Source organism: Streptomyces sp. AHU1 (genome assembly GCF_045343905.1).
Lineage (GTDB): Bacteria > Actinomycetota > Actinomycetes > Streptomycetales > Streptomycetaceae > Streptomyces > Streptomyces triticiradicis.
In genome coordinates this window covers 60355-87260 of the sequence record NZ_CP174284.1, presented here as the reverse complement: position 1 = coordinate 87260, position 26906 = coordinate 60355, and the positions used below count along the sequence as shown (strand labels likewise).

17 protein-coding genes and 3 pseudogenes are annotated in these 26906 nt (G+C 64.5%); 13 read left to right on the top strand and 7 right to left on the bottom strand.

Annotation, left to right across the window (positions count from 1 at the left end):
* Positions 1-880: 880 nt before the first annotated feature.
* Positions 881-1815: pseudogene (locus ACICHK_RS41540) on the top strand (IS3 family transposase); the annotation flags it as partial.
* On the opposite strand, the pseudogene ACICHK_RS41535 reads toward ACICHK_RS41540, so the two are convergent.
* Positions 1809-2606: pseudogene (locus tag ACICHK_RS41535) on the bottom strand (transposase family protein). The pseudogenes ACICHK_RS41540 and ACICHK_RS41535 sit on opposite strands and share 7 nt — an antisense overlap.
* Before the next feature lie 233 nt (positions 2607-2839).
* Complete coding sequence (locus ACICHK_RS41530) at positions 2840-5362, bottom strand: AAA family ATPase (protein ID WP_406841508.1); 2523 nt, start codon at positions 5360-5362, stop codon at positions 2840-2842.
* Positions 5363-5884: 522 nt separating this feature from the next.
* On the opposite strand from ACICHK_RS41530, the gene ACICHK_RS41525 reads away from it, so the two are divergent.
* Together ACICHK_RS41525 and ACICHK_RS41520 are read left to right on the top strand one after the other, a co-directional pair.
* Positions 5885-8626: an ATP-binding protein gene (locus ACICHK_RS41525; RefSeq protein ID WP_406841507.1), complete on the top strand. Its 2742-nt coding sequence runs from the start codon at positions 5885-5887 to the stop codon at positions 8624-8626.
* Positions 8627-8724: 98 nt separating this feature from the next.
* Positions 8725-9495, top strand: a complete 771-nt coding sequence (locus ACICHK_RS41520; RefSeq protein WP_406841506.1) for a transposase family protein — start codon at positions 8725-8727, stop codon at positions 9493-9495.
* Between the two features lie 58 nt (positions 9496-9553).
* Here the strand turns inward: ACICHK_RS41520 and ACICHK_RS41515 are convergent, their stop codons facing one another.
* From ACICHK_RS41515 to ACICHK_RS41500, 4 genes are all read right to left on the bottom strand, one after another.
* Positions 9554-10813 (bottom strand): cation:proton antiporter, encoded by a 1260-nt coding sequence (locus ACICHK_RS41515; protein ID WP_406841505.1) that lies wholly within the window; start codon positions 10811-10813, stop codon positions 9554-9556.
* A 1480-nt stretch (positions 10814-12293) separates the two neighbouring features.
* Entirely contained in the window at positions 12294-13286 is a 993-nt protein-coding gene (locus ACICHK_RS41510; protein WP_406841504.1) for a cytochrome P450, read from the bottom strand.
* Positions 13287-13617: 331 nt separating this feature from the next.
* Positions 13618-14643, bottom strand: a complete 1026-nt coding sequence (locus tag ACICHK_RS41505; RefSeq protein WP_406841503.1) for a DUF4331 family protein — start codon at positions 14641-14643, stop codon at positions 13618-13620.
* A 35-nt stretch (positions 14644-14678) separates the two neighbouring features.
* Positions 14679-15092 (bottom strand): cupin domain-containing protein, encoded by a 414-nt coding sequence (locus ACICHK_RS41500; protein ID WP_406841502.1) that lies wholly within the window; start codon positions 15090-15092, stop codon positions 14679-14681.
* 339 nt (positions 15093-15431) lie between these two features.
* Between ACICHK_RS41500 and ACICHK_RS41495 the strand changes: the two genes are divergently transcribed.
* A complete protein-coding gene (locus ACICHK_RS41495; protein ID WP_406841501.1) occupies positions 15432-15632 on the top strand; it encodes a hypothetical protein in 201 nt (66 codons plus the stop codon).
* Between the two features lie 235 nt (positions 15633-15867).
* Positions 15868-17120, top strand: a pseudogene (locus ACICHK_RS41490) (IS256 family transposase).
* Between the two features lie 54 nt (positions 17121-17174).
* Here ACICHK_RS41490 and ACICHK_RS41485 read toward each other — a convergent pair.
* On the bottom strand, positions 17175-17879 hold the full coding sequence (locus tag ACICHK_RS41485) for an alpha/beta fold hydrolase (protein WP_406841500.1): 705 nt from the start codon (positions 17877-17879) through the stop codon (positions 17175-17177).
* A 420-nt stretch (positions 17880-18299) separates the two neighbouring features.
* Here ACICHK_RS41485 and ACICHK_RS41480 point away from each other — a divergent pair, with 420 nt between their 5' ends.
* The 8 genes from ACICHK_RS41480 to ACICHK_RS41445 all read left to right on the top strand — a co-directional run bounded on the left by ACICHK_RS41480 (position 18300) and on the right by ACICHK_RS41445 (position 26885).
* Positions 18300-18611 carry a chaplin gene (locus tag ACICHK_RS41480; RefSeq protein WP_406841499.1) on the top strand — a complete coding sequence of 104 codons (312 nt, stop codon included), beginning with the start codon at positions 18300-18302 and terminating at the stop codon, positions 18609-18611.
* A 187-nt stretch (positions 18612-18798) separates the two neighbouring features.
* Entirely contained in the window at positions 18799-20427 is a 1629-nt protein-coding gene (locus ACICHK_RS41475; protein WP_406841498.1) for a sulfite oxidase, read from the top strand.
* A gap of 104 nt (positions 20428-20531) precedes the next feature.
* A complete protein-coding gene (locus ACICHK_RS41470) occupies positions 20532-21194 on the top strand; it encodes a fasciclin domain-containing protein (protein ID WP_406841904.1) in 663 nt (220 codons plus the stop codon).
* A gap of 214 nt (positions 21195-21408) precedes the next feature.
* Complete coding sequence (locus ACICHK_RS41465; protein WP_406841497.1) at positions 21409-22719, top strand: NAD(P)/FAD-dependent oxidoreductase; 1311 nt, start codon at positions 21409-21411, stop codon at positions 22717-22719.
* Positions 22716-23477 carry a DUF1365 domain-containing protein gene (locus tag ACICHK_RS41460; RefSeq protein ID WP_406841496.1) on the top strand — a complete coding sequence of 254 codons (762 nt, stop codon included), beginning with the start codon at positions 22716-22718 and terminating at the stop codon, positions 23475-23477. The genes ACICHK_RS41465 and ACICHK_RS41460 overlap by 4 nt, the downstream gene beginning before the upstream one ends.
* A complete protein-coding gene (locus ACICHK_RS41455) occupies positions 23474-24760 on the top strand; it encodes a class I SAM-dependent methyltransferase (RefSeq protein ID WP_406841495.1) in 1287 nt (428 codons plus the stop codon). The genes ACICHK_RS41460 and ACICHK_RS41455 overlap by 4 nt, the downstream gene beginning before the upstream one ends.
* The gene (locus ACICHK_RS41450; protein WP_406841494.1) at positions 24757-26073 is read left to right on the top strand and encodes a class I SAM-dependent methyltransferase; all 1317 of its coding nucleotides are present in this window, start codon (positions 24757-24759) and stop codon (positions 26071-26073) included. Before ACICHK_RS41455 ends, ACICHK_RS41450 begins: the two co-directional genes overlap by 4 nt.
* Complete coding sequence (locus ACICHK_RS41445; RefSeq protein ID WP_406841493.1) at positions 26070-26885, top strand: DUF1295 domain-containing protein; 816 nt, start codon at positions 26070-26072, stop codon at positions 26883-26885. Before ACICHK_RS41450 ends, ACICHK_RS41445 begins: the two co-directional genes overlap by 4 nt.
* The last annotated feature ends 21 nt before the right edge of the window (positions 26886-26906 follow it).

Below are 26906 nucleotides of genomic sequence, written 5' to 3'. Positions count from 1 at the left end.
GGACTCGTCAGTAAGTGAGATAAGTAGGTCCATGCCGCCCCGTCCGCTGATGACCTGTTCGCGCAGCCAGCATAAGGCCGGGTTCGTCGGTGACCTCGACTCGTAGGTCTCAACTGTTAAGTAAATTAAGCCCGTTAGGCTGCTACATCGCTTCCTGCACGGCCGCGAGACGCATCTTCACCGACGCCGTCCCTCAGAACCCTGCCTCGTCTCTGGCGGCCGTGTTCCGGCCGAAGCCTGCAGCCTCGTTCAGGCGTAGGCGTCACGGAAGCGCGGCCAGACCCGTTTTCACGGCTCTGGCCGCAGTTCCGTGAAGATTTCGTTGTGTGGCAGCTCAGGGGAGCGGGACCCTCGAAAATTGACGGGACGAGGGCTCTGTCCATCGACACACTGGGCCACGTACTCCGTCGCCGAAGGAGGTGTGTCCGTGGAGGAGCCAGGGTTCGCCGTGCTTGTGACCGAGCCCGGGAAGGGCGGACAGGAGGCTCTGCAGGCAGTCAGAGCGGTGACCGGACTGAGCCTGTGGCATGGCAAGCTTCTCCTCGACCGCGCCCCTGTGACGGTTCTGGAGGAAGCCCCGCTCGGTCGGGCGAGCGTGGCGGCCCGGCGGCTTCAGGACGCCGGCGTCCCTGCAGCAATCCGCTGTACCTGGTGCGACAGGACGGTGCCCCGCGACGGGAGGCTGCTCGATCCAGGCCCCTGTGCATCCCGCTTCTGGCCGACCGCCCATTGCCAGGCGAACTGTCTCGCCGGCTGTGATTGCGAGTTCTGCAGCGCTTACGGGCCGACCGTCCTGACCCTGTGACTGCAGGCTCATCCCGTGACTGAATGATCCTGCGAGCGGCTCTCCTACCTGGGGTTTCACGGAATTCCGGTCAGAGCCGCGAAGTTGCGGGCCGCGCGCCGGCGGATCTGTGAGCCGGAGACCGAGCTGGGGATCGTCCGGCAGGCGGCGACGTTCCTCGGCGAGGACAAGCCGGCCCCAAAAGGCTCTACCCGGTGACCTGCCGCCTCGTCGATGCCGGGGACGGGTCGACAGGTGCTGCCGGATCCTTGGCGTTGCCCGGCAGAACCACTCCAAGCACAAGCGTGCACCGGCCACACCGCGGCATCTGCGGCGGGAGTGGCCGGCCGGGCTGATCCGGGAGGTTCACGTCGCTTCCCGCGGTACCTACGGCTACCGCCGTGTCCACGCCGAGCTCACCCTGGGCATGGGTATCCAGGTCTCCTCCAGGACCGTGTCGGTGCTGATGACGCAGGCCGACATCCATGGCCTGCCCCAAGCCGGTGCGGATCAAGCGGCTGCGGGGCATCGCCACCGCCGAGGACCTGGTCACCCGGAAGTTCCATCGGCTGCGTCCCGACGAGCTGTGGGTCACCGGCATCACGCAGCACCGCACCAGGCAAGGGCGGGTCTGCTGCGCGGCGGTCCTGGATGCGTTCAGCCGCAGGATCGTGGGCTGGTCCATCGATTCCAGGCAGGACTCCACCCCCGGGGTCAACGCGCTGGACATGGCCCTCCGCAACCGCCGCCCCGAGCCGGGCGGGATCGTTCACGCCGATCACGGCACCCAGTTCACCTCCTGGGTCTTCGGGAAGCGGATCCGCTCCGCCGGCCTTCTGCCCTCGTTCGGCACCGTCGGGGACGGCCTGGACAACGCGATGACGGAATCGTTCTGGTCCTCGATGCAGATCGAGCTGCTCAACCGCCAGCGGTGGAAGACCCGGGTCGAACCGGCCAACGCGATCTTCGAGTACATCGAGATCTTCCACAACCGCCAGAGACAACACTCAGCACTGAGCCTCTTTCATCCTGAATGCATGCAGGTCATCAGTGTGTGGATGGCCTGGACGATGGTGCCGATGCGGCGGGTGGAGCATCTGGCCCGCCGGAGCAGTCGCCAGGTCTTCAGTTGTGCGAAGGCACGTTCTCCAGGAGCCTGCAGCCGGGCATGATCGGGATTGAACGCCTGGTAGTGCTCGGGTTGTTCGCGGTGGTGGTAGTAGGGGGTGCGGACGGTGGCGCCGGCTCCCTGGTAGGCCCGGTCTGCGAGCACGGGGATCTGCCGGGTCAGGCAGGCCTGGACAATGCCGTGGGCTCGTGCTGCGGTCAGGTCGTGGGTGCGTCCCGGTGTTGCGCGCGATAACCAGAGCGGGGTTCCGTCCGGCCGTGCGATGACCTGGACGTTCATGCCGTGCTTCTTGTGTTTCTGCGAGTAGTACGGCTCACCGGCTCTGATGCGGTCGGTGGGGATGAGGGTGCCGTCGATGATGACGAAGTCGCCCTCGCCCAAGCCCACCAGTGCCTCGTGCAGGCCAGGCGCCCAGGATCTCAAGTGTCTCGTCGACGTACCGCCACACGGTCGCCTCTGACACTCCGAACCCGGCTCCCACCTGGGCGAAGGTCTTGTTCTTGCGCAGGTGGGCCAGGACCAGCAGGACCTGCTTGAAGCAGCCCAGTTTCCGCCACGGCAAGTTCAGTTCACGCCTTCGGGCGTAGATGAGCCAGGAGACATGCTCGACCAGCTCATGCCGGATATGGAGCATGGAAGGATACGGAACCAACAAAGCCCCTTCATCGCCGGTGTGATGAGTGAGATCACCACGCCAACGACGAGGGGCTCCGCCATGTCACCGACCCTGCTGACCAGCCCATTTGACCCCCGCAGCACAGGATCAAAGAGGCTCACTGGGCTACCGCACCCCGATAGAGTACGAACTGCTCTTCGCACAGAAGACCACCCCCGTCGCCATTTGGCCACCAGAACTGGGACCTCAGAGGTGGGGCGGGTCAAGAGGTCACCCGATTGTGCAGCAGACCCATACACGATCAGAGTTGCTATACGAGAGCCCTCAGCTCACGTTCAGCCTGCCCAATCCAAGCAGTTGCTCTCATTGTTTCTAGTCGATTGTGTGCGTCCTTGAGTACAACCAGTGCCGCAGCGCGACGACCCTGCTTGTGCAGCCATTTTCCGTGAGCCAGTCGCAGCCTCGCATCAAGCCACGGCCATTCGTGCAGATCGATGGTTCGGGCCTGCTCGTACGCGTGGTCAGCTTCAGTTTCGTCTGCCAATACTGCTCGGGCGTATGCGAGTTGCACATGAAGCAGAGGAGAGGTGGTGGTCTGTGCCGTCTTCTCGAGCACTTGCAGCAGGGCCTGCCCTTCTGCGAGATGTCCCGCTTGCGCTGCAGCTTCGGCGTACAGTGCGATGGCGTCCATAGACTGACGTTCGTGATAGCTCTGGTTGTTGGGATCGAAGAGTGATTGATATGCCTTGAAGGCCTGCTCTGTCTTTCCTTCTTCAGCCCAGAAGATTGCTTTGGCGAGTCCTACACAGGAAAGTAGGCAGTTGAGTCGTCGGCTGCGGGCAGGAAGTTCCGTCTGAGTCACTGCAAGCGATGCTTCTCGAACGTATCCCCGCAAACCACGGATTTGAGTATGGCAAACCTTGGTTCCCGCTGTCCAAACGGGCTGTCCGCTCTCCTTTGCAAGCCGTAGCCCCTCCGAGGCTGCGGCCTCAGCCCGGTCCCAGTGGCCGAGAACGCCGTACACTGAGGCCTGCATGCCGAGCACGTGTACCAGCAGCCCCAATCGGCCTTGCGATCTCAATACGCTTTCAGCCTTGGACAGGAACATGGCCGCGCGTACTTCGTGGCCGATCGCGTGGGCCGCCATGCCGAGTAGGCGAAGAGTACCTGGGTCACTCTCGCTGTCGATATCTACGGCGTCCAAGATGACGTGCACGGAACTACCTCGCTGGATGGGCTCTGCCACAGCCAGGATGGCGATCCATCGGGCGTCGTCGCGTAGTTCGTCGCATGCTTCGGCCAGTAAATCAGCGGCATTGGTCACGGCATTGCGCGCTGTCGTCCCGGTCTCAGCCCACCAGCACCGCAAGGCTGCTCCAAGCAGCAAATTGAGTGCTAGGTCAGGGTCCCCCGCCTCGGCTGCCTGGGCTGATGTGTCGCACAGCTCGAGGACTCGCGGGGCGTCTCCGGGATGGCCATCGCTGAAGATCTCGCGCAGCCACTGCCCTCGTGCCCGGTCCAGAGTGTTGACCTCGTGGGTGAGCGCCTCGGCGACAAGGCGATATACCGTTCCCTCTTGCCCCATGTCGAAGGCCAGCTCTGCCGCTCGCAGAAGATGACGTCCACAGTCGCCTGAGCTGGTTGCCAGTTCGGCGGCCAATTCCAGCGCTGCTGCAGCAGCCATCACTGCCCCCTGTTGTAGGGCTTGGTCGGCAGCTTTGACGAGGAGGTCGGCAGCTTCGTCGTCGCGCCCGGTTGCTGCTCGCGCGCGGTGCCAGGCATGACGATAGGGATCCGCGACCGCCCGTGCCAGCGCTCTGTGTGCTTCCAGTTGGCGTGATACAGACTCTGATTCCAGCACCCCTGATCTTACAAGAGGGTGACGGAAAGTCAGATTGCCTCCCTCCACTACAAGCAGTTGAGCATCGACGGCCGGAGTGACATCCCGTGGGTCCACATTATATTGGCTGAAAATAGAAACCGCGCGAAATATCTCATCGATGTCGGAGGAGCTGTCTGCCGCTGCGACGAGGAGGAGGTCGCGCGTGGCAGCTGGAAGATTTGCGCTGCGGACGCCGAAGGCTCTTTCAAGCTGTTCGGTCAGTGCCGTCGTTGTGGCTCCGGGAACCTGACCTACAGCAAGCTCGCACAGCGCTAGGGGGTTCCCCGCAGCCTGTGCGAGAATTCGATTTACTTCCTCATTCGAAAGATTAGGACTGTGGCGTTGCACCAGCGTTTTTGCGTCTGGATTTGATAGTGGATGAAGCAGGATCCGAGGATATCCTTGCATCCCAGGCATTTCATGAGACCCGGTACGTTGCGCTATAATCATCGTAATTCTGGCGTGAGCCCGTCGCGACAAGAAGATCAGAAAGTCGCGGGTTTGCAAATCAAGCCATTGCACGTCGTCGACGATCAGAACTAGAGGTTGCTGGACGGCCGACCTCTCCAGTATGAGTCCTGCACCCCGGTTGATAAGGGCCGGCTCCGGCCTGTTAGCCCTGCCCATACCGAATGCGGAACGCACAGCGTCACCTTCCCCCTTAGGGAGAGCGGCCAAGCTGTCGAGGAAAGGGTGAATTAGTTGGTGCAGACCGGAGAACGGGAGCTTCGCCTCCGCCTGTACGCCGACAGTGCGCACAATGCGCTCTCCCCTCTGCGCGAAAAGACTTTCGATCTCTTTAAGGAACGCAGATTTCCCGATTCCCGCCTCGCCTTTGATGAATAGTATGCGAGAGTCCTCTCGAGGTGATTCCCTCTCTTCGCTGATCCCTAGATGCCGCTTAACTTCGGCTAGATCGGTAAATCTGCCCAACAATTCTTCGGAGAGCATGAGAATCTCCTCACCCTGCGCATACGAATTGATTTCAATGGCATGCTATATGTAACTTGTGGCAATGTGCTTGAGTCGGACGGCTCAAGACGTCTTCTGGTCACTGGAGAGCGAGGCGGCTCTCAGGCTGCCCTGTCGGGCAACCACCTGACTGCCCTTTCGGGCAACTCCGAATGCCCCCGAGTATGGACTTAACGGCAGAGGCCTCTGGAATTAAGCTGCAGGGATAGCGCAGCGATAGGCTTGTTCGCCTCATGACCCAAGAGATTCACCGATCCCACGGCCAGAAGTCGCTAGCTCTTGAGGCGCTGTGCCGGTTCAGCCTACGCTGCCCCAGCCGCCTTGCGGACACCCGCACGGTCGACGCGGGGGTATGGAGATCCGTTTACCTCATCGCTTTAAAAATGTGCTCGAGGCACTTGGGAACCGTGGATCGACGCCTGAGGTTTCGTTCGACGGTCTCTCGAAGGCCTCTACCCATGAGTCGCATCGCTGTGACCACCTGCCGATAAGGAGCTGGCCATGCACCGTGTCGACTCCAGCCACTTCCTGGGCCGGGACCGCGAGCTGTCTGAAATCCGCCGCTGCTGGGAGGGTCTGGCCGAGCGTAGCTGCCATGTGCATCTGTGGGGGCCGCCGGGCATCGGCAAGACAGCCTTGTTGCAGGTATGCACTCGTGAGGCGGCTGACCGTGACATGCAAGTCCTGCAAGCAGCCGGCAGTCGAGCTGAGCAGGGACTGCCTTTTGCCACACTCCACCAGCTTCTGCGACCTTTGCTACCAGGCATGAAGCACCTGCCACCAACACAACAGAATGCTCTGCTGGCAGCGTTCGGGATGATCGACGCCAGTCCCGTGTCTGAACCGACAAGTATCGGCCTCGCTGCTCTGGAACTGCTTGCGGATGGTGCTGCCAGCCAGCCGCTCTTGGCAATCGTCGATGACGTCCAATGGGCGGATCCCTACAGCGCCCAAGTTATTGACTTTGTCTCTCGTCGGCTGACCACGGAGCGGGCCATGCTCTTGGTGGCAACACGTGAGCCGCCTGCTCCTATGCCTTCCATGGCAGAGTCTCAGCGAATCGGCGTATGCCTGCAGCCACTGGACGGTCATGACGCCAGAAGGCTGCTGACGCTGCAGGCACCACACGTAGCCCCAGGCACTCGCGAGAAGATACTCGTCCTGGCACAAGGAAACCCCCTCGCAGTGACAGAGCTCCCGCGGTCCATGGCGCCGCTTGAGCCTGTGGGTAACGTTCACCTCACTGATCGCCTTCATCAGACTTTTGCCTGCAAGTTGGAGGAGTGCACACCCGACGCCAAATCACTGCTGCTCGTGGCAGCACTACTAGACAGTGATCGATCGGCCGAGGCGGAGCAGGCCGCGTCACTGCTCCTCGGACGGGTCATCGGTCCGGACGACTGGCAAGCCGCACAGCAGTCAGAGCTTGTGTCTTGCGACGGTGAGACGGTGATGTTCCAGCATCCCTTGATGCGCTCAGCCGTTGTACGTAGCGCAACCCCTGAAGCCGTCTCGGACGTTCACCAAGCGCTCGCTCAGACGCTGTGCGGCAATCCAGACCGTGCCATCTGGCATCGAGCCTCAGCGCTACAGCGGCCCGATGCTTCCGTTGCGGATGAGCTTGAGTCTTCAGCCAACCGTGCCCTTCGACGCGGTGCTCCCATACTTGCTCTCTCCCTTCTCGAGCGGGCGGCCCAACTAAGTCCGGCACCCGCGTCCAGCGGGCACAGATTGTTGCGGGCAGCGGAAATCTCGTTCGAGCTGGGACGTCCGCAGACCGTTCGGCGTCTGCTGGACCAGGTTCAGGCGCATCCTCTGCTGCCGGAGGACGCCGGGCGTCTCATAGCACTCGAGACGGCTTTCGATGACGGGGTGTCGGGTGGCGAGCGTCTTGTGCAAAGACTACGAAAATCAGCATCCGAATCCATTGAAGCAGGTGACAGTGAAATCGGGGTGAAACTTCTCATCCGCGCTGTGCGTGCCTGTTACTGGGGAGCCTCAAGAAACGAGTACCTGCTGGAACAGCTGCGCACGGCGACAGCCAGCCTGAAACTGCCTCCTGATGATTCCAGACCCGCCGTGTTGGATGCGTTCCTCAACCCGTTTTCCAAGGGGCCTCAAATTGTGAGACATCTGGAAAAATGGAGCAATCAGGAAAGGGTAAACCCAGTTCAGACTGGTCTGCTAGCTATGGCCAGCTTCGTCAGCGGCTGCTTCGAGCGGACTGTCCCGCTTACTGATCTCGCAGAAGGGGGTCTGCGTGAGCAAGGTAGACGTGCAGATCTCGCCCAGCTTCTCGTCCTCAGAGCCTTTGCGTGTCTGTATCTGGGGCGCTGGGAGCTGAGTGCGGCAGCTGCCGACAAGGCGCTGCGACTTGCGAAAGAGACGGAGCAGACCACATGGGCAGCTTGCGCGCAGCTAGGCCTGGCCAGTGTTGCCGCTATCCGGGGTCGACAGCGGCAGGCGATGCGTCTGGTCAACGAGGTTCAAAAAGCAGTCGTCCTCAGCGGAAACGTATCGGTGGCCAACGGGATACAGCTCACACGTGGCCTGGCAGCACTGGGCCAAGAGAACCCGGGAGCCGCATTCGAGGAGTTCGATCGTATGATCGATCCGGAGTCTCCGACTTACCAGTCTCCTCAATGTGTTTGGGTGCTCGACTACTTTGCTGAGTCTGCCTACGCAGCTGGTCGCCAGGACGAGGCTTTGGAACGTATTCGCCAAGTGGAACAGCACGTGCGTGAAACACCTGCAAGCGGCATGCAAAGAGCTGTTGCTCTTGCCCGTGCTGTGCTAGTCCTGAGCGACGATGCCGAGAAACACTTCGAGTCAGCCCGCCGACACTATGGCAAAGGTGCCGTCTGGTACGACGCTCGTCTGGACCTGGCCGAAGGATCCTGGTTGCGACGCCGGCGTCGCAATATCGACAGCCGAAAACTGCTTATCGCTGCTCAGCACGCCTTCGATGCCATGGATGTACCAGCCTGGTCTTCGAGAGCCCGCCGTGAGCTTGCTGCCACAGGTCACGCAGGTAGCAACGAGACATACACCCGCCGCACGACGCTGTCCCCTCAGGAACTTGAAATTGCGCGACTTGCTGCGCAGGGCCTTTCGAACCGGGAGATCGGCGAGCGTCTTTATCTCTCTCATAGGACTGTAGGAAGCCATCTGTATAGACTTTTCCCTAAGCTAGGGATTCAAGCACGGACCCAACTTGCATCGGCACTAATGGAAATTGGATAGTGCTTCAGTGGCACTTCGCCATTTCTGCTGGTCAGGGTTCTGAGGGTGGGGATTCTAAAGGGTGTTGCGCAAGGTTCTGAGCTGGGCATCTCTCCTGTATGGCTGGGGTGTTAAGGGCTGAGCGGGTGTGGGTGGAGACGTTCGCGGGGCTGCGGGTGACGCAGTTTGCTCGTCTGCTGAGGGTGGTGCGGGAGCGGGGCGGTGACGGCACGTTGCGGGGCCGGCCGTGGTCGCTGCCGTTGGCCGAGCGGGTGCTGATGGTCGCGGTGTATTACCGCACGAACCTCACGATGCGCCGGCTCGGCCCGCTGTTCGGTGTCTTCTCCTCCACCGTGTGCCGGGCCGTCCGGCGGCTGGGCCCCCTGCTCACCATCGAGCCGGTCAGCCCTCCGGCGGAGGCCGCGGACCGGTTGTGGATCGTGGACGGCACGCTGATCCCGTTGCGGGACCGGAGCGTGGCGGCCTCTTCGCGTACCTGCCGGTTCTCGGCGAATGTGCAGGTCATCGTGGACGCTGACCCCCGGCTGGTGGTCGCGGCCGCCCGGCCTATGCCGGGGACGACCGCGGATGCCCATGCCGGGCGGACCTCCGGGCTGAGCCGGCACTGCCAGGGTGTGACCGTGCTGGGCGACGGCGCCTGTCTCACCTGCGAGATGGCGGTGCCCCACCGCAAACGTCCCGGACGGCCTCTCCTTATGGCCGAGGAGGACGACAACGCCGAGCACCGCAGGGTCCGTGCGCGAGTGGAGCATGTCATCGGCCGGCTGAAGAACCACAAGATCCTGCGCGGCTGCCGCCAGCGGGGCGAGGGTCTCCATCACACGGTCCAGGCCGTCGCCCCCATGCACAACCTTGTTCTCGCATCATGAGCAGACGACCCCGCTCACCCACTCTGACCTGCCCACACCCAGCCTTGCGCAACACCCTTTAGTCGTCATCCACGATCTGCGGCCGCGTACTTATGGCCTTCCGAACGGAGCCATTGATGCGTGATTCGCTCTGGCTCTGGGATCCTTCATTTTTTGCGCTGTTGCGCATCAATATCGACGCCGTAACAGGAAAGACCACTACTGAAACCAGAGCAGCGGCAACCATAGCAACAAAGTTCTCGGACGGGATTAGGCCTAGGTGTACTCCGATTGTGCCCCCTACGACCGGGATGCTTAGAGTAGTTGACTGGAGCAACGCTGCGGCCAGCACTTCGCGTTTTCCGCTGAGAACGCGACTATAAAGGAACGCCGGGATTCCGCGGGCGATAATTAGCGCTGCCAAGAAAATAGGGATTCTGGAAATGGTCGTGACACTGTGAAAGGATCGCACATTCAGCGACATTCCTGTCGCCACAAAGAAATAGGGGATCAGGGCGCCGAACCCTACGGCCTGCAGTTTGGTGCGAAATAGCGGGTGGGTGTTTTCCGTATCCTTATCGAGCAAAGAAATGGCAACGCCGGCGAGGAAGGCGCCGAGAATGGCTTCGAGTCCGAACGAGGTAGCCAAGGCTGCGAAACCTAGGAGCAACGCTACCGCTGCCCTCACCCGGATTTCTGCCGTAGTATTTTGCAAATTCTGGAAGGCCAGTCTCAGGGTGTGCCATTTCTCAAGGCTAAATATCAGCAAGCCGACAATAGCCACTAGGGCACCGAAAATCGTCAAGAGAGTGACCTGGGAACCGAGCCCCCGGGCCTTTTCGGAGAAAAGTAGCGACAGCAGAACAACCGGGAATATTTCGGCGAGTGATGCTCCGGCTACAACAATTTTACCCACAGGCTCGTTGATTGCATCTGAGTCCTTGAGAACAGGGACGATGACACCGAGAGCCGTTGCTGAAAAAATAACCGCCACAAGCAAGGCGCTGTGCACCAGATGTACGGAACGCAGAAAGCCGCCGACCGCCAAAGCGAGCACGGACGACAGAATGAATGATTTTAGGGCAACCTGTGCTATCTTTCCGCCAAGTTGGTCTAGGCGGATCTCGAGACCGGATACAAAGAGCAAAAAGGACAGGCCGATTGTGGAAAGGACCTGGACTGGTTCGTCAACTCGAGCCCACCCGATTCCTTGCGGGCCGACGATGATGCCGAGAATGATGAGCAGTACAGCATCAGGAACAGGTAGACGGCCGAGTCGTATGACTAGGGGGGCGAGGAGTGCCAGGACGGATACCAAAGCCGCAGAATTGAGTGACATGCCGGGTCCTGATCTCCCTTAATGGCTTGCTGCTCCGTCGTTTGATTTCGACTGGGCTTGACCGTAATTTTCCCTCGTAGCCTAAAAGCTTGTCGTCTCAGAATTATGGACGAGGAAAACCCGACCAATTCTTTGCGACACGGATAGGTAGATATCCGCACGCTTGTCAATTTTTGATCATCGCCAGTCGAAAGATGGAGCCGTGAAGAACAGTCTCGCCGCTGAGAGACGGTTCTCGCTTGAGTCACATGACTGCTCTCGCTCGTTCCGGGAGTGTGATCGTGCCCGGGTTACATCTATTTGCGTACGCCCAACATCGTCAACATCCCCTCCCGCATACCTTTTTGTTCCAACCCAGAGATAATCTGCGAGACAGCACTGGGTTGTTGGGGTGCCACTCGTAGCGGTGGTTGAGTCTGCGGTAACCGGTCAGCCAGAACAGCGTTCGCTCGATGACGTATCTGCGGCGTGCACGTTGTTCGCTGGATCAAATGCCCTGCGGCGTAGCCATCTCCACAGGTGAGGACTGTCGTATGCCTTCTCGGCGCGCAGCCATTGGGCTTGAGGGGGCGACCGCGATAGAGACCGTTTCCCGTCAGGTTCGGGACGAGACTGTCGTGGACGTTAGCGGCTGAGAGGCTCGACGATGAGCGGCAGCCCGTCTGCTTCGACAGGTCGTGCAGATCGGAGCCCGGCCTTCCCCGACTCATGAGGTTCCGACCTGCGTGTTTGCCCTTCTTTTTGCTCTGACGTGGGCTAAGTCGAGTGCGGCGCGGGCAAGGTCTAGCAGGTCGGCGGCGTCCAGTCGGTGCAGGACCTCTTCGTGCGGCCGGCCTCAGACGCCGATCCTCGAGTAGATAAAGAACCGGCGATGATCCGCCGTGCTTCGAGATTCCGAAGCACGGCGGCAAAGACCGTCGGGCGCAACCGCTGACCAGGACGCAAATTGATGGTCACGAACAGCGTCCCATCAGGAGTTTCCTGCGTCCCAGTCGGTGGCCAGGGGGCGACTCAAGTGGCGGCTGGCGTCTTTCACACCAGGCGCTGCCAGGAAGCCTAGTTCGACATTCCAGCTCCCGGGGTGAAGAAACCTGTTCCAGTAGCCTGCGCCAGCCGCCAGGATGTGGAGCAGAATCACTCCTGGACCTGGGGGATTGGCCCGGTGACTGAAACATGTGGATGGTGGCACCGTGCTCAGGTCACCCGCAGGCGAGTATGTGAGGGTTCGAACCTCTGTGTCTGGTCTCCGGTCCACAGCAGTTCCTGCCGGATGTCTTGGCAGTGGCTCCAGCCTTGCGCCAAGATTCCATGCTATTCAGGCAGACCACTTCGGTCAGACCAGTGTATTCATGCAACAGCCCCAGTGGCCTACTGCAAGCTCCATGCTGAGCCGATGGCGGCACCCCAGCTGTCAGCGCACTCGCCACGCTGGAGGAGCTGGCCGCCGCAGCCTGATGGCGAGTACGGAGGCCAGACCCGCTTAGAGGCGAACGGGAAGGGAAGCCCATCCGCTGAAGAGATAGGAAGGCACGGGTTCCAGGGCATCCGCATCGACGGCGAGCTGGATATCTGGGAAGCGTTCAAAGAGGGCCGGCAGAGCAATTTCTGCCTGAATTCTTCCGATGGCGCCTCCGATGCAATGATGCACCCCGAGGCCGAGAGCGAAATGCGCCTTGTCCTGTCGCTGCACATCGAAGACTTCCGGTCGGTCTGGGTGTCGCCGCGAATCACGTCCGCATGCACCAAAGCCCAGAAGGATTGCATCCCCCTGCCGGATGACAACACCGTCTCCGAGATCGATATCTGCTATCGCATATCTCAGAGGCATGTGCTGGACTGGACCGTCCTTGCGCAACGACTCGTCGATAGCCTCGGACCAGCCGACCGTACCGTTTAGCACGAGCACTCGCTGTTCTGGCTCTGTCAACATGTTATACACGGTGTTCGTGAGCAACTCCGTTGGGGACTGAATTCCACCCGCAATTGTCACGATGAGGGCTGGCAGACGCTCCTCTACGTGTGCTGCCCGTTGGACAACACTCGCCAGGTCGTCGCCGACGGAACCCTTCTTGCTGTCAAGCAGCGATTGAAGGAATGAGATGGCAGAGTTCGAAGCGGCCGTGGCCTCATCGGGGTCTTTCGGCGGATCAAGAAGGCTCGCAATTGTTGAATGCGCCTGCGCCCAGTCACTCTCTGGTATTCCGAAAAGGTCGCAGAGTGTGTCCATCGCGACCACTGATGCATAATCCCGGCGAATGTCTACAAGATTCACGGGATTCATAATGGCCAGATTTTCCAGATAGCCGCTTACTCTGGTGCGTAGATTCTCTCGCAACTCCACCGTTCGCTGTTCATTGAAAGCCTGTTCCATAATGGCGCGGATACGAGCACGGTCGGCACCATAGGAGTTCAGAACGGTCGGCGAGATAAGAAACGGCTCGAGCGGCCATCCCTCCGGGGTGGTGTTGACCATTGGCCAATGGTGTACGGCATCCCGTGACACTCTGTCGTCGGTCACCAGATGCCTGACTGTGTCATACCTGGTTACAGACCAAGCTTCGACACCGTGGAGATCGACACGTACGGCCGGTCCTCGGGATCGAAGAACAGCGTTGTCGTCTTGAAGACGGCTACCTGTGGGATCAAAACGGAAGACGTCACCGTTCATCGTGCACCACTCCGCTCATCCATCGATTCTTACATTTCGTTACGTGGTTGCGGCCCAGCCTTACCTTCGTGCAGCTGGTCCGCAACCGCGAGATCTTTCACGACGATGCCTGGCTAAAGCATCGTTCGAGTCGCATCTAGGCAACCGGAACGACGTACGGGAAGCTTTCCTGGCGCCGCTTGCTGTCGTCTGCCTTGAGTCCGCCGGGAATCGCGCTGTTGGTAGCGAGCGAGAACATGACTTCGGGGGCGTTGTCCGCCAGACGCCGGCCGTTGAACCCGGCAAAGCTGAACAGGGCCGTCGAACCAACCGTGTAGGGCAGCAGATCAGGGACGATACGCTCAACGAGCGTACGAGCGTAGCCTTCCGGCTGGTCCGATGTCCCTCGGCGCCGCACGACCGACGCGATCAGGTCAGTGATCGCCTGTCCATAGTTGGACACATCATCAGCGGGGTGGGTTTCGTTGGCCGCGCTAGCACCGTCGGTCTGCGCGTCGCGGAAGATCGGCCAGATCATGGGCAATCCAGTACGCCCGATCTGACGCCAGCCTCCCGCATCCGTCGCCAGCTTACTGGTTGCCCAGGTGGCAATAGAGCGGCCGAACTCCATCTCCGCAGCGCCCACGGGCACTGCGAGCACGATGGACCAGACACTGGACCCAGCGAAGGTGTCAGCGGATACTCCCGCTACCCAGTGGGTGAGGTCGGCGTCTCCGCCATGTATCACGGTCTCATCGACTGCTCCGAGGAGTGCCAGGTCGAGGTAGAAGGGCTCAATCGCGTTGCCCGCCCAGACGCGGCCGCCATCCTCCGTGGAATGCGCGGTTCCGGTCCATCCCGATGCGATGATCGTGCCGCTCGCTTCATCGTCTCGGGCTGCTGCCCCGTTCAGCCGCTCGAGGATGTAGGCCTGCTTCCCCTCGGTATCAGCCGGCTGGAACGTGAAGCGGTAGGTGACGGCTTCCAGAGAGTCGCCGTCAAGGTGCACCTTGAACTCGTAGCGGCCTTCGGGATGGAAAGCATCGGTGTGCTCGTCTCCGGCCAGCGACGTACGCACATTCATGACCAGGACTGTGCTGCCGTCGGCATCGAACAGATATTGGTCCGTAATGTTGAGCCGCGGATCCTGGCGAGCCTGCGGTGAATCAAGATGATGTGACATTTTTTTTCTCCGTTTCAAACGTAGTGATGGTTTGGCTAACGGCCGACTTCGGGGCCGTAAGCCTGTTCCCAGTCCTTCGGATCGACGTCCATGTCGAAGTCGCCCGGTGATTCGAAAGCCACGTGTGTCATAGCCGTATGGGGGGTGGCCCCGTGCCAGTGCCAGGCGCCTGGTGGGTTGCTGATCACATCGCCGGTGCGGACGATGTGGACTCCGCTCTCGTCGGCAACCACACCGACCCCGTCGACCACGACGAGGTGCTGACCGTTTACGTGGCGGTGCGGCACAGTACGAGCCCCTGCACTGAAGTGCACTGCAAGCGAGTCCAGCCCAGACAAGGCACAAGGCAGGTGTTGGACGCGAACGTCGTCGGGAGCATTGAAGAGCGCTCGCAGCTGATCTGGAACAGGATCGCCCTTCGAGTTGGCCGTCACGCCGAAGTCGTCCATAACTCCTCCAGGGGGCGCGGTTTCAAAGCTCATCTATGTCTCAGGTCACACCCTTGCCGATGCCTGCAACCGTGGCTTGAGTAGCCTGACTGTTGCCGCTGGTGGTGCGGTCTTGGCCACTAGGTTCTGTCCCGCCAATCTTGGGCTGTGGGAGGATGCCGTCCATGACGTGCATCCGAAGGGGCCGTGCCTCGTAGAACACCAGCTTCACTTCGGCCGCGGGAACGCGGCTGGGGTAGACCCCGGGTGCGGTATCGCGATGTCCCGGGTCTGTCGGGAGCGGCGAATGCCGCTGTCCGTGTGATCAAACGGGAGCGATTGTCTCCGGGTATCGTGGCGGTGGCGCTGAGCGTGTGGTCCGTGCGTGTCCACGGCACGAGGCGCCGGTGGAGGGGATGGGAGGCGGAGTTCGCCTGCCCCTGCTGCGGCGAGGGTTGGGCCCGGGACAAGCTGCAGGACGCCCTGTTCATGCTTCTGCCTAGGGCCGCCGGCGAACTCCGGCTGCAGGTCGAGCGCCTGGACGCGGTGCTCCTCGGGTGAACGCATCACGAGCCAGCGGAGGAAGCGGAGTTGGGGTGGTGGCATCGCAGATGCTGACCGTACCCATGGCACCCGATCGTGCGGCAGACCCGTCGTCCGTGATGAGGCCGGGAGCAATGCTCAAGACCTGTGGATCAGCCTCGGGAGGGCGTGCGGAGGGCGTGCCTTCCCGAATGATCCTGTGATGGTCACCGAGTAGGCCTGCGTTCGTAGCACGGGACGGGAAGGCACGTCCGTGCTCAGCGTTGTGAACACCGAGGGTTCCATCGAGTTCGGCTCCCTGATCGATCAGATCGTCCGGGAGGGCGCCCGGCGAGTGCTTGCCGCCGCACTGGAGGCGGAAGTCGACCAGTACATAGCCGAGTTAACTGCCGAGACCGGCGAGCGCGGGCACCGCCTGGTGGTCCGCAACGGCCACCACCGGCCCCGCATCGTCGCCACCGCGGCCGGCCCCGTCGAGGTCACCGTGCCCCGGGTCAACGACCGCCGCGTGGACGATGCCACCGGCGAGCGCAAGCGGTTCTCCTCCAGGATCCTGGCCCCATGGTGCCGCAAGTCGCCCAAGGTGAGCGAGGTGCTGCCGCTGCTCTACCTGCACGGGCTGTCGTCCGGGGACTTCGTGCCCGCACTGGAGCAGTTCCTCGGCTTCGCCGCCGGACTCTCCCCGGCCACCGTCACGCGGCTGACAAAGCAGTGGGGCAACCATCACGCCGCCTTCCAGGAGCGCGACCTGTCCGACCGCGACTTCGTCTACATACGGGCCGACGGCGTGCACCCGAAGGTCCGGCTCGGCCATGCGCACTCGTGCGTGCTGGTCCTGCTCGGGGTGCGGCTGGACGGCGTCAAGGAGCTATCGCGCTGGCCGAGGGGCTGCGGGAGTCGACCGAGTCGTGGGCCGACCTGCTGCGGGACTGCCGTCGCTGGGGTATGCGCGACCCCGAGCTGGTCGTCGGCGACGGCGCGATGGGGTTGTGGAAGGCCCTGGCCCAGGTGTTCCCCGCTGCCCGGCACCAGCGCTGCTGGGTCCACAAAGCCCGCAACGTCACGAACGCGCTGCCGAAGTCCGCGCAGCCGGGCGCGACGAAGGCGTTGCAGGAGATCTACAACGCCGAGGACCGTGCGCACGCAGAGGAGGCGATCGAGGCCTTCGCGCGCACCTACGGCGCAAAGTGGCCCAAGGTCGTAGCGGAGATCACCGAGGACAGGGAGGAGTTGCTGGCTTTCTACGACTTCCCGGCAGAGCACTGGATCCATCTGCGGACCACGAACCCCATCGAGTGGACGTTCTCCACGGTCAAGCTGCGGACCAAGGTCACCCGCGGGGCCGGCAGCCCGGCCGCGGCCCTCGCGATGGTGTTCAAGCTGGTCGAGTCCGCCCAGGACCGCTGGCGCGCGATCACCGGTGCCTTCCTCGTCGCCCCGGTCCGCTCCGGTGCCACGTTCAAGAACGGCGTCCTGGTCGAACGCGGCGAGGATACCGCGGCCTGATCACACGTCACCCAATCCATGGCTCTTGACAATTGCTCACGTCGGGGGGAGCCGTTACAGCACAAGAGGGTCGGTCGCTGCGTAGCTGGTGGCGGTCAGGCCGGAGGGTGGCGCCTTTGGGCGCAGGAGGTCGGTGACGACGGTGGTGACAGTGCGGTGCCAGAGGGCGGAGCGGTGGAGCATGGCGTGGTCCCCGTTGCGGATGAGGATGATGCCGGCGTGGACCCCGGCCGCTCGTGCCCGCCTGATGTAGTCGGTGGAGGTGTAGGGGCTGGTGATCCGGTCGCGTTCGCCGTGCACGACGACGGCGCATTTTCCGCTCAGCTGCCTGGTGGGTTCGCCTGGCGGCAGCCATGGTGCGAGTGCGAGGACACTGTGTACCTGGGGGTGAGAGGCTGCCCGCAAAGCTGCTCGGCCTCCCATGGAGTGTCCGATGAGGATGGTCGGCACCGCTCCGGCGATTTGTTGAAGCTCGCTCAGGGCGCGGTGGGCGTCGTTCAGGGGATCGTTGTGGTTCCAGCCGCGGTGGCGGTAGCGCACGTGTGCCAGGACGATGTCGTCGAGGGGCATGGCGGATGCCGCTGCGTGCAGTACGGGGCGCATTCTCAGTGCCGTCAGGTGCCAGGGCAGTGATGTCTGGTAGCCCTCTGCTCGTCCTCCGTGCAGGGTGATGATCGCAGCACGGGACTGCTGCGGGCAGTGCCGCAACCACAGTGCTGATGTGGCTGACTCGCCGTCGTGATCTTGCACGGTCGACACGGTGCCTTCCTCCCAGGGGCCACTGTGCTGTGACCTTTCGCGTCAAGAATCCGCAGCCGCCGGTAGAAAGGTTTGGTGCCCGTCAGCATTGGGTGTGTGCCGTGTGCCCGCTTTCCTCGGCGCGATGAGCGCGGACGAATCGGTGGCCACCGTTCCGCGCGGCTGTTCGGCTTTGCTCGTGCGGTCTCCCGGGTGGGTGCGTGACGGCGGACGCTCGGCCGGGACAGCCTGGCCGACGCTGTTGTCGGTTGATGGTGCGGGCGAGAGGGCTTCGCCGGTTTCCGCAGTGTAGCGCGATCGGGTGATTTAGGCCGTTGTGGGCAGTCCGTACGCGCGGTGGCGGCGCATTACCGGTGCTGGTCGCGGCACGCGGCCAGCCGGCGGCGACTGCCGCCGCGACGATTAGGAAGGCGCGTGAACATGACGAATCTGCAGTCTCGAGTGATGCGGGGTGCAGGGCTGGTGGCCGCTGCGGGCGCGGTGGTGCTCGCCGGAGCGGTGGCTGCGTCGGCGGACAGCGGTGCGCAGGGTGCTGCGGTCGGCTCGCCGGGCGTGCTGTCGGGCAACGTGGTGCAGATCCCGATCAACATCCCGGTCAACGCCTGCGGCAACACCGTGAACGTGATCGGCGTGCTGAACCCTGCCTTCGGCAATGCCTGCGTGAACACCGGCTGGCACACCGGCATGCAAAGCGGCCGGCACCACCGCAGCGGGCCGGGCGGTCGTGGCTGAGTTCCTGCGCAGGTGCGCCCTGGCCGCCCCGCGCCCCCGCCCTCAGACACGGTAGTGAGGGCGGAGGGCGCCAGCGCCCAAGCGGGTAATCCGTAGCGGAATGCGAGGGCGGATTGGTCCGGGATCTTTTTTCACCTGATCAGGTACAGGACCAATCCGCCCAGCTGTCCAGAACCGGATTCCCCCCGTGAAGGACGAAGAGAAGGATCAGCGAGTACGGCCGGGCTGGCCCCGTGTGGCGCTGGGTGCGCTGAGCGGGGCGCTGGCCGGCTTCGCGTCGCTGGCGGTGGCCGAACTGGTCGCCGCGGCGGTACGGCCGCAGTCCAGTCCGGTCATTGCGGTGGGCGGGGCGTCCATCGACGCAACCCCCGCTGCGGTCAAGGACTGGGCGATCCGCCACTTCGGCACCGACGACAAGCTCGTCCTGCAGCTCGGCATCCTCGCCGTGCTGGCCGTGCTGGCTCTGGCGCTGGGTGGGCTGGCTGTGCGATTTCGGCGGGCCGGAGCCGCCGGGGTCCTTCTCTTCGGGGGTATCGGGGCGGCGGCCGCTGTCAGCCGGCCCGACTCCACCAGCCTCGCCGATGCGCTTCCCTCCGTCGTGGGTGCCGTTGCTGGAGCACTGCTGCTGTACGTCCTTGTAGGGCGCCTGACCATGGTGAAGACACCAACGTCGGCTTCCGGGGCTGTGACCGAAGAAGCCGGTGACGGCCCGTCTGCGTCCGCTGGATGGGACCGGCGGGAATTCGTCCTGGCTGCCGCCTTTGCCGCAGCGGCTTCTGCCGCGGTCGGCGCGGTCGGCCGGTCATTGAACGCCTCGCGCGGCCAGGGCGCGATTGCCTCCCGTGACAAGCTCGTGCTGCCTTCTCCCCAGTCACCATCGCAACCAATTCCCAAAAGGGCCGGGCTGCGAATTCCCGGCATCAGTCCCTTCGTCACCCCCAACTCCGATTTCTACCGCGTGGACACCGCGCTGGTGGTGCCCAAGGTGGACGCCACCACCTGGCGGCTGCGCATCCATGGCAAGGGCGTACGCCGTCCGACCACCTACTCCTTCGACGATCTGCTGCACCGTGAGCTGATCGAGCGGGACATCACCTTGACCTGTGTCTCCAACGAAGTCGGCGGCCCGTATGTGGGCAATGCCCGCTGGATCGGCGTACGGCTGGCCGATCTGCTCGCCGAGTGCGGCGTCAAGCCTCCGTCCCGTGGAGGGCCGGCGGACCAGTTGGTGTCCCGGTCGGTGGACGCCATGACGATCGGCAGCCCGGTCGAGGACCTGATGGACGGACGGGATGCGATGCTGGCCCTCGGCATGAACGGCGAGCCGCTGCCCTTCGAGCACGGCTTTCCGGTCCGGATGGTCGTCCCGGGCCTGTACGGGTTCGTATCTGCGTGCAAGTGGATCGAGGACATCGAACTCACCACCTTCGACTCCTACGACCCGTACTGGGTCAAGCGCGGCTGGGCCCGCAGGGCCCCGATCAAGACCGCCTCGCGGATCGACACTCCCAAGCCGTTCGCCCGGCCCACAGACGGCACGGTGATGCTGGCCGGGGTCGCCTGGGCCCAGCACCGGGGCATCGACAAGGTCGAGGTCCGCATCGACGACGGCCCCTGGCAGGAAGCCGATCTGGCTGCCGAGGACACTCGCGACACCTGGCGCCAGTGGTCGTTTCCCTGGCGGGCCACCAAGGGCGGCCACACCCTCGCTGTCCGCGCCACCGACCGGACCGGCGTCGTGCAGACCGACAAACGCACCCGCACGATCCCCGACGGCGCCAGCGGATGGCACTCCGTCGTCGTGGCCGTCGAGTGATCACCCGCCCCTCCTCAAGGGCTTCGCGCCCTTCCCCTGAACCACCTTTCCGCAACACCCCGAATGCAGCCGCATCACGCTGCACTGTCCAACAGGAGAACATGATGAACACCCGTATCCGTCGTACCGCCGGTTTCTTCGCCGCGGCCGCCGTGCTGCCCCTGGCTCTGACCGCCTGCTCCAACGACAGCAGTGACTCGGGCAAGTCCGATGCCTCGAACAAGGCGTCGGCTCCGGCCACGAAGAGCAGCGACGACATGGGCGGTTCGACGGCCTCCTCGAGCAGCATGGACCAGCCGTTCGGCCCGGCCTGTGCCTCCGTGCCGAAGAGCGGTGCCGGCTCCTTCGACGGCATGGCCAAGGACCCGGTCGCCACCGCCGCCTCCAACAACCCCGCGCTCTCCACCCTCGTGACGGCGGTGAAGAAGGCGGGCCTGGTCGACACCCTCAACAACGCCCAGAACATCACCGTGTTCGCGCCGACCAACGACGCCTTCGCCAAGATCCCGAAGGCGACCCTGGACAAGGTCCTCAACGACAAGGCCCAGCTGACGAAGATCCTCACCTACCACGTCGTCGGCCAGAAGCTCGCCCCGAAGGACCTGGAGAACGGCTCCTTCACCACCCTGGAGAAGTCGAAGCTCACGACCTCCGGCTCCGGCGAGTCCTACACCGTCAACGACTCCGCCAAGGTCGTCTGCGGCAACGTCAAGACCGCCAACGCCAACGTCTACATCATCGACACCGTTCTCATGCCCAAGAGCTGACACCACCACGAGCCGAGGATGCACGCCTGCCCGGTCGCTGTGACGGGAGCGACTCGGGCGGCACGCCTCCCCCTACCGGGGCGTCCGCCAGCCGCTCCACCGGCAGGGGCCAGGCGGGTGCCCCTCATCAGAGGGCTGGTCCGCAGGCTTCAAGGCCTGCGGACCAGCCCTCCCAGCTTGCCGTTTCACTCGTCCGGGGAGGGAGAAAAAAACTATGGAACGACTGTCCGAGGTGGCCTCGAGCGTGCAGGTCACCCGCGCGGAGAGCCGACGCCGTACGGCCGTCATCGGCAGCGGAGTAGCGGGACTGACCGCCGCATACATCTTGAGCAAAGCCCATGACGTGATCCTGTATGAGGTCGACGACCGCCTTGGTGGCCACGCCCACACCCACGCACTGACCGGCTCCGACGGACGCGCGCATCGCGTCGACTCCGGTTTCATCGTGCACAACCGCCGCACATACCCAAACCTGCTTCGCCTCTTTGGCGAGCTCGACGTGGCCACGCAGGAGTCGGAGATGAGCATGTCCGTGCGGTGCGAGGGCTGCGGCCTGGAGTACGCCGGCGCCCGCGGCCCGCGCGGACTGCTCGCCCAGCCGCGCAACATCCTGCGCGTGCCGTACCTGCGCATGCTGGCCGAGGTGCCGCACTTTCATCGGGCCGCCCGGCGCCTCCTTGCCACGGGCGCCGACGACACGCTGACGCTCGGCGCCTTCCTGGACCGGGCCGGGTTCTCGTCCTACTTCCGGGCGCATTTCATGACGCCGGTGGTGTCCGCGGTGTGGTCCTGCGACGCACAGACGGCCCTGAAGTATCCGGCCGTATACCTGTTCCGCTTCCTCGCCCACCACGGCATGCTCTCGGTGACCGGATCACCGGTGTGGCGAACCGTGACAGGCGGGTCGAAAACGTACGTCGACCGGATCGCCGCCGGCCTGCACGAGGTACGCTCCGGCACCCCTGTACGGTTCGTGCTCCGGCACACGGACGGCGTGGACGTAACCGCTGGCGACGGAACCACCACCTCCTACGACCACGTCGTCCTCGCCACCCACCCCGACCAGGCGCTGCGGCTGCTCGCCGACGCCACTCCCGAGGAGAAGGAGGTCCTCGGCGCCTTCCGCTACTCCCGCAACGCCACCCAGCTCCACACCGACATCTCCCTGCTTCCGCGGGCGAGCGGGGCCCGCGCCTCCTGGAACTACTTGATGCCCGACTGCCAGGCCGGCGCCGACCGGGTACGGGTGAGCTACGACATGAACCGGCTCCAACGCCTGGATGCCGCCCAGAGCTATGTCGTCACCCTCGGCGGTCAGGACCGCGTCGACCCAGCACGGGTGCTGGCCCGCATGACCTACGAACATCCCATCTACAAGCCCGAGTCGATCGCCGCCCAGCGCCGTCTGCCGGAACTGAACAGCCCGGTCGCCGCCTTCGCGGGCGCCTACCACGGCTGGGGGTTCCACGAGGACGGCTGCCGCAGCGGCGTCGAGGCCGCCGCCGCCCTAGGGGTGCGCTGGTGACCGCTCCATCAGCCCCGCGACCGCCACACCCAGCGATACCCGCCCTGTACCCGTGCACCATTACCCACGTGCGCCGGGCCCCCCAACGCTACGCATTGCGGCACCGCACCTACCTGTGGCTCGTCGACCTCGACCACCTACCCGTGCTGCCGCGCCCGCTCCGACCGCTCGCCCGCTTTAGCGCCCGCGACCACTTCACCGGGCGGGCCCCATCGATCAAGGCCGCGCTCGGCAGCTTCCTGGACGAGCACGGTATCGACCTGCACGGTGGCCGGGTGCTGATGCTCGCCCACGCCCGGATCCTCGGGCATGTCTTCAATCCGCTGACCCTGTACTGGTGTTACGACCTCGACGGCGGCCTGCGCTGTGTGGTGGCGGAGGTCCACAACACCTACGGCGAGCGCCACGCCTATCTGCTGCACACCGACACGGCCGGCACCGCAACGGCCGCCAAGGACTTCTACGTGTCGCCGTTCCATCCGGTCGACGGCCACTACGACATGCGACTGCCGCCGCCCGGTGAGCGGCTGCGTCTGTCGATACAGCTGCAGCGGCCCGGCAGCCCGCCCTTCACAGCCGCTGTCCACGGCACGCGCCACGAGGCAACCGCCCTAGCTCTGCTGCGCCTGGCCCTGCGCCACCCCTGGTCGACCCTGAGGGCGTCGGCCGCCATCCGCTTCCACGGTATCCGCCTGTTTCTGCGGGGCCTGCCGGTGCAGCCGCGCCCGGGCCGCCGCACCCCGGAGAGAGCCTCATGACCACAGTCGAACCCTGCCCCGCCGACCGCCATCGCACCCACGGCCCCCGAACCCTGCCCGTCGACGCCAAACGCTGGCCCGATGTGGCCGCCGTACCGAGGGCGTCCTGGCCGGTTCGGACCGTGACCGAGGCCGTACTGAACCACGCCCTGCAGCGACTGCCCCTGCGCGTGCGGTTCGCCGACGGCGTCACCCTCGGCCTGGGGGGCCCGTTGATAGAGGTGCGCGATCCGAAGGGGTTCTACTCCCGCATCGGCACGCACGGGCTCATCGGGTTCGGTGAGTCGTACATGGCTGGCGAGTGGGACGCTCCGGATCTGGTCGGCGCGCTCACAGTGCTCGCCGCGCACGCGGCCGACCTGATTCCGCCCCGGCTGCAGCGGCTGCGCGGCCTGTGGGCGCAGCGACAGCCCGGCGCACAACGCAACACGCCGGACGGGTCGCGCACCAACATCAGCCGCCATTACGACCTGTCCAACAAGCTGTTCGCACTGTTCCTCGACGAGACGCTCACCTACTCCTCGGCCGTCTTCCGAGGTTTCCCCGCTGACTGGCCGCTGCTGCCGACCGCCCAGCACCGCAAGATCGACAGTCTGCTCGACCTGGCTGGTGTCCGCGAGGGCACCCGCCTGCTGGAGATCGGCACGGGCTGGGGCGAACTCGTCCTGCGGGCCGCCGCCCGCGGCGCACATGTCACCTCGCTCACCCTGTCCCGGGAGCAGCGCGCCCTGGCCCTTAACCGCGTACGCCAGGCCGGGTACGCCGGCCGGGTGGCGATCGAGCTGTGCGACTACCGCGAGGCCCGCGGCACCTACGATGCGGTGGTCAGTGTGGAGATGATCGAGGCCGTCGGCGCCGAGTTCTGGCCCGCCTACTTCCACACCCTCGACGAGCGTCTGGTGCCGGGCGGCCGGGTCGCGCTGCAGGCCATCACCATGCCGCACGCCCGGATGCTGGCCAGCCGTGACACCCACACCTGGATCCAGAAGTACATCTTTCCCGGCGGCTTGATCCCCTCGACGACGGCCATCGAAGAAGCGGTCCGCGACCACACAAGGCTGGTGGTCACCGACCGGGACGGCTTCGGCGCGCACTACGCCGAGACGCTGCGCCTGTGGCGCGAGCGGTTCACCGACCGCGCCGACGAGGTTGCCGCCCTCGGCTTCGATGAGACCTTCCGCCGCCTGTGGACCTTCTACCTGGCCTACTCCGAAGCCGGATTCCGCTCCGGCTATCTCGACGTCCAGCAATACCTGCTCACCAAGGAGGACCCGGCCCGATGACGACCGCCCGCACCCCAGTCCGTACCGCTGCTGCGCGCCGGCTCGCCGCCCTCGCGGAGGGTGTGCTCGGCGGCCCACTGCCGGTGCGGCTGCGTACCTGGGACGGCAGCGAGAGTGGCCCCGCCGACGCTCCCGTAGTCGTCGTGCGCTCCCGGCGCGCACTGCGCCGCTTGATGTGGCAGCCCGGCGAACTCGGCCTCGCCCAGGCGTACGTCACGGGCGAGATCGACGTGGAGGGCGACCTGGCCCAGGGGCTGCGCGCCATGTGGGCCGCCGTGCGGGAGCGGGGCCTGCACGCCCCCCGCCTGTCCCCGGCCGACTGGACCCGCACGATCGCTGAGGCGGTGCGGCTCGGCGTGGTCGGCCCGCGCCCGCCTACCCCCGCGACCCAGGCACGGCTGCGCGGCGGCCTGCACAGCAAGGCCCGCGACCGAGCCGTCATCAGCCACCACTACGACCTGTCCAACGACTTCTACCGCCTGCTGCTCGACGACACCATGGCCTACTCCTGCGGCTACTGGACCGGTGAGGAACCCGAGGCCGGCCCGGCCGAGGCGCAGCGCGCCAAGCTGGAGCTGATCTGCCGCAAGCTTGCTCTCGTGTCCGGTGCCCGGCTGCTGGACATCGGCTGCGGCTGGGGATCGCTCACCTTGTACGCGGCCCAGGAGCACAAGGTCCAGGTGACCGCCGTCACCCTGGCCCGGGAGCAGGCCGCGTACGTCCGCGAAAAGGTCCGCGAGCGAGGGTTGACGGACCGGGTGGAGGTGGTGTGCCAGGACTACCGGGACATCACCGGCTCCTCCTACGACGCCGTGGCCACCGTCGAGATGGGCGAGCACGTCGGGGGCGACGAATACTCGGCCTTCGCCGCTGCCCTGCACCGGCTGGTCCGCCCACGCGGGCGGGTGCTGGTCCAGCAGATGTCCCGCAGCGCGACCGCACCGGGCGGCGGCGCGTTCATCGAGGCGTACATCGCTCCGGACATGCACATGCGACCGATGGGCGAGACCGTCGGGCTCCTGGAGGCGGCCGGGCTGGAGGTCCGTTCGGTGGAGTCGCTGCGCGAGCACTATGTGCGCACCATCAACGCCTGGCGCCGCACGCTGGAGGACCGCTGGCCGGAGTTCGTCCGGCTGGTGGGTGAGGAGACGGCCCGGGTGTGGCGGCTGTACCTGGTCGGCGGGGCCTTGGCTTTTGAGGAGCGGCGCATGGGGGTGGACCAGTTCCTGGCCGTACGCCCGACGGCCACGGGTGACAGCGGCCTGACCGTGGCGGAAGCGGCTGGCTGGTACCGGCATCTGGAGGAGCGGTGAATGCAGCATTCGCCTGGGGTGATTTCGCCGCCAACCTTGAATGGGCGGCAGCGACCGCCCTGATGGTCATGCTGGGCACCTTCGCCGTCGCCCTCAACCTGGACATGCACCGTGTCGTTGATATTGCTTGGGGGATGGCTTTTGCCGCGGTGGCCGCGGTGACCTTCGGTCTTTCTGCTGGCCACGGTGATCCGAGCAGACGTCTGCTGGTCACCGTCCTGACCGTCGCGTGGGGGCTGAGGCTTGCGGTACACATCGCCCGGCGAGGCCGCGGCCACGGCGAGGATCCGCGGTATGAGGCGATGCTGGCCCACGCGCGGGGCAACCGGAATCTGTACGCCCTGCGGATGATCTACCTGCTGCAAGGGGCCCTGGTGTGGCTGGTGTCCCTGCCGGTGCAGGCCGCCCAGTACACGTCCCGGCCTCTGTCCGCCCTGGCCTGGGCCGGCACGGCCGTCTGGGCTGTCGGCCTGTTCTTCGAGGCCGTCGGTGATGCCCAGCTGACCCGTTTCAAGGCGGACCCGGCCAACCGGGGCCGCATCATGGACCAGGGTCTGTGGCGGTTGACCCGGCACCCGAACTACTTCGGGGACTTCTGTGTCTGGTGGGGGCTGTTCCTCATCGCCTGCGACGGCGGATGGCAGGCCGCCGCGGTGTCCGTCGGCTCACCGCTGACGATGAGCGGACTGCTGATCAGCGGAAGCGGGAAACGGCTGTTGGAGAAGCACATGGCCAGGCGTCCCGGCTGGGACGCATACGCGGCCCGCACCAGCGGTTTCTTTCCCCGGCCACCGCGCCAAAACCGGACGTAACCGCATGGGGAGCCCGCCCGA

Bases quoted from the DNA above. Each gene is read 5' to 3' on its own strand.
- ACICHK_RS41530 (WP_406841508.1), bottom strand. From the start codon at position 5,362: ATGCTCTCCGAAGAATTGTTGGGCAGATTTACCGATCTAGCCGAAGTT.
- ACICHK_RS41525 (WP_406841507.1), top strand. From the start codon at position 5,885: ATGCACCGTGTCGACTCCAGCCACTTCCTGGGCCGGGACCGCGAGCTG.
- ACICHK_RS41520 (WP_406841506.1), top strand. From the start codon at position 8,725: ATGGCTGGGGTGTTAAGGGCTGAGCGGGTGTGGGTGGAGACGTTCGCG.
- ACICHK_RS41515 (WP_406841505.1), bottom strand. From the start codon at position 10,813: ATGTCACTCAATTCTGCGGCTTTGGTATCCGTCCTGGCACTCCTCGCC.
- ACICHK_RS41510 (WP_406841504.1), bottom strand. From the start codon at position 13,286: ATGGTCAACACCACCCCGGAGGGATGGCCGCTCGAGCCGTTTCTTATC.
- ACICHK_RS41505 (WP_406841503.1), bottom strand. From the start codon at position 14,643: ATGTCACATCATCTTGATTCACCGCAGGCTCGCCAGGATCCGCGGCTC.
- ACICHK_RS41500 (WP_406841502.1), bottom strand. From the start codon at position 15,092: ATGGACGACTTCGGCGTGACGGCCAACTCGAAGGGCGATCCTGTTCCA.
- ACICHK_RS41480 (WP_406841499.1), top strand. From the start codon at position 18,300: ATGACGAATCTGCAGTCTCGAGTGATGCGGGGTGCAGGGCTGGTGGCC.
- ACICHK_RS41470 (WP_406841904.1), top strand. From the start codon at position 20,532: ATGAACACCCGTATCCGTCGTACCGCCGGTTTCTTCGCCGCGGCCGCC.
- ACICHK_RS41465 (WP_406841497.1), top strand. From the start codon at position 21,409: ATGGAACGACTGTCCGAGGTGGCCTCGAGCGTGCAGGTCACCCGCGCG.
- ACICHK_RS41455 (WP_406841495.1), top strand. From the start codon at position 23,474: ATGACCACAGTCGAACCCTGCCCCGCCGACCGCCATCGCACCCACGGC.
- ACICHK_RS41450 (WP_406841494.1), top strand. From the start codon at position 24,757: ATGACGACCGCCCGCACCCCAGTCCGTACCGCTGCTGCGCGCCGGCTC.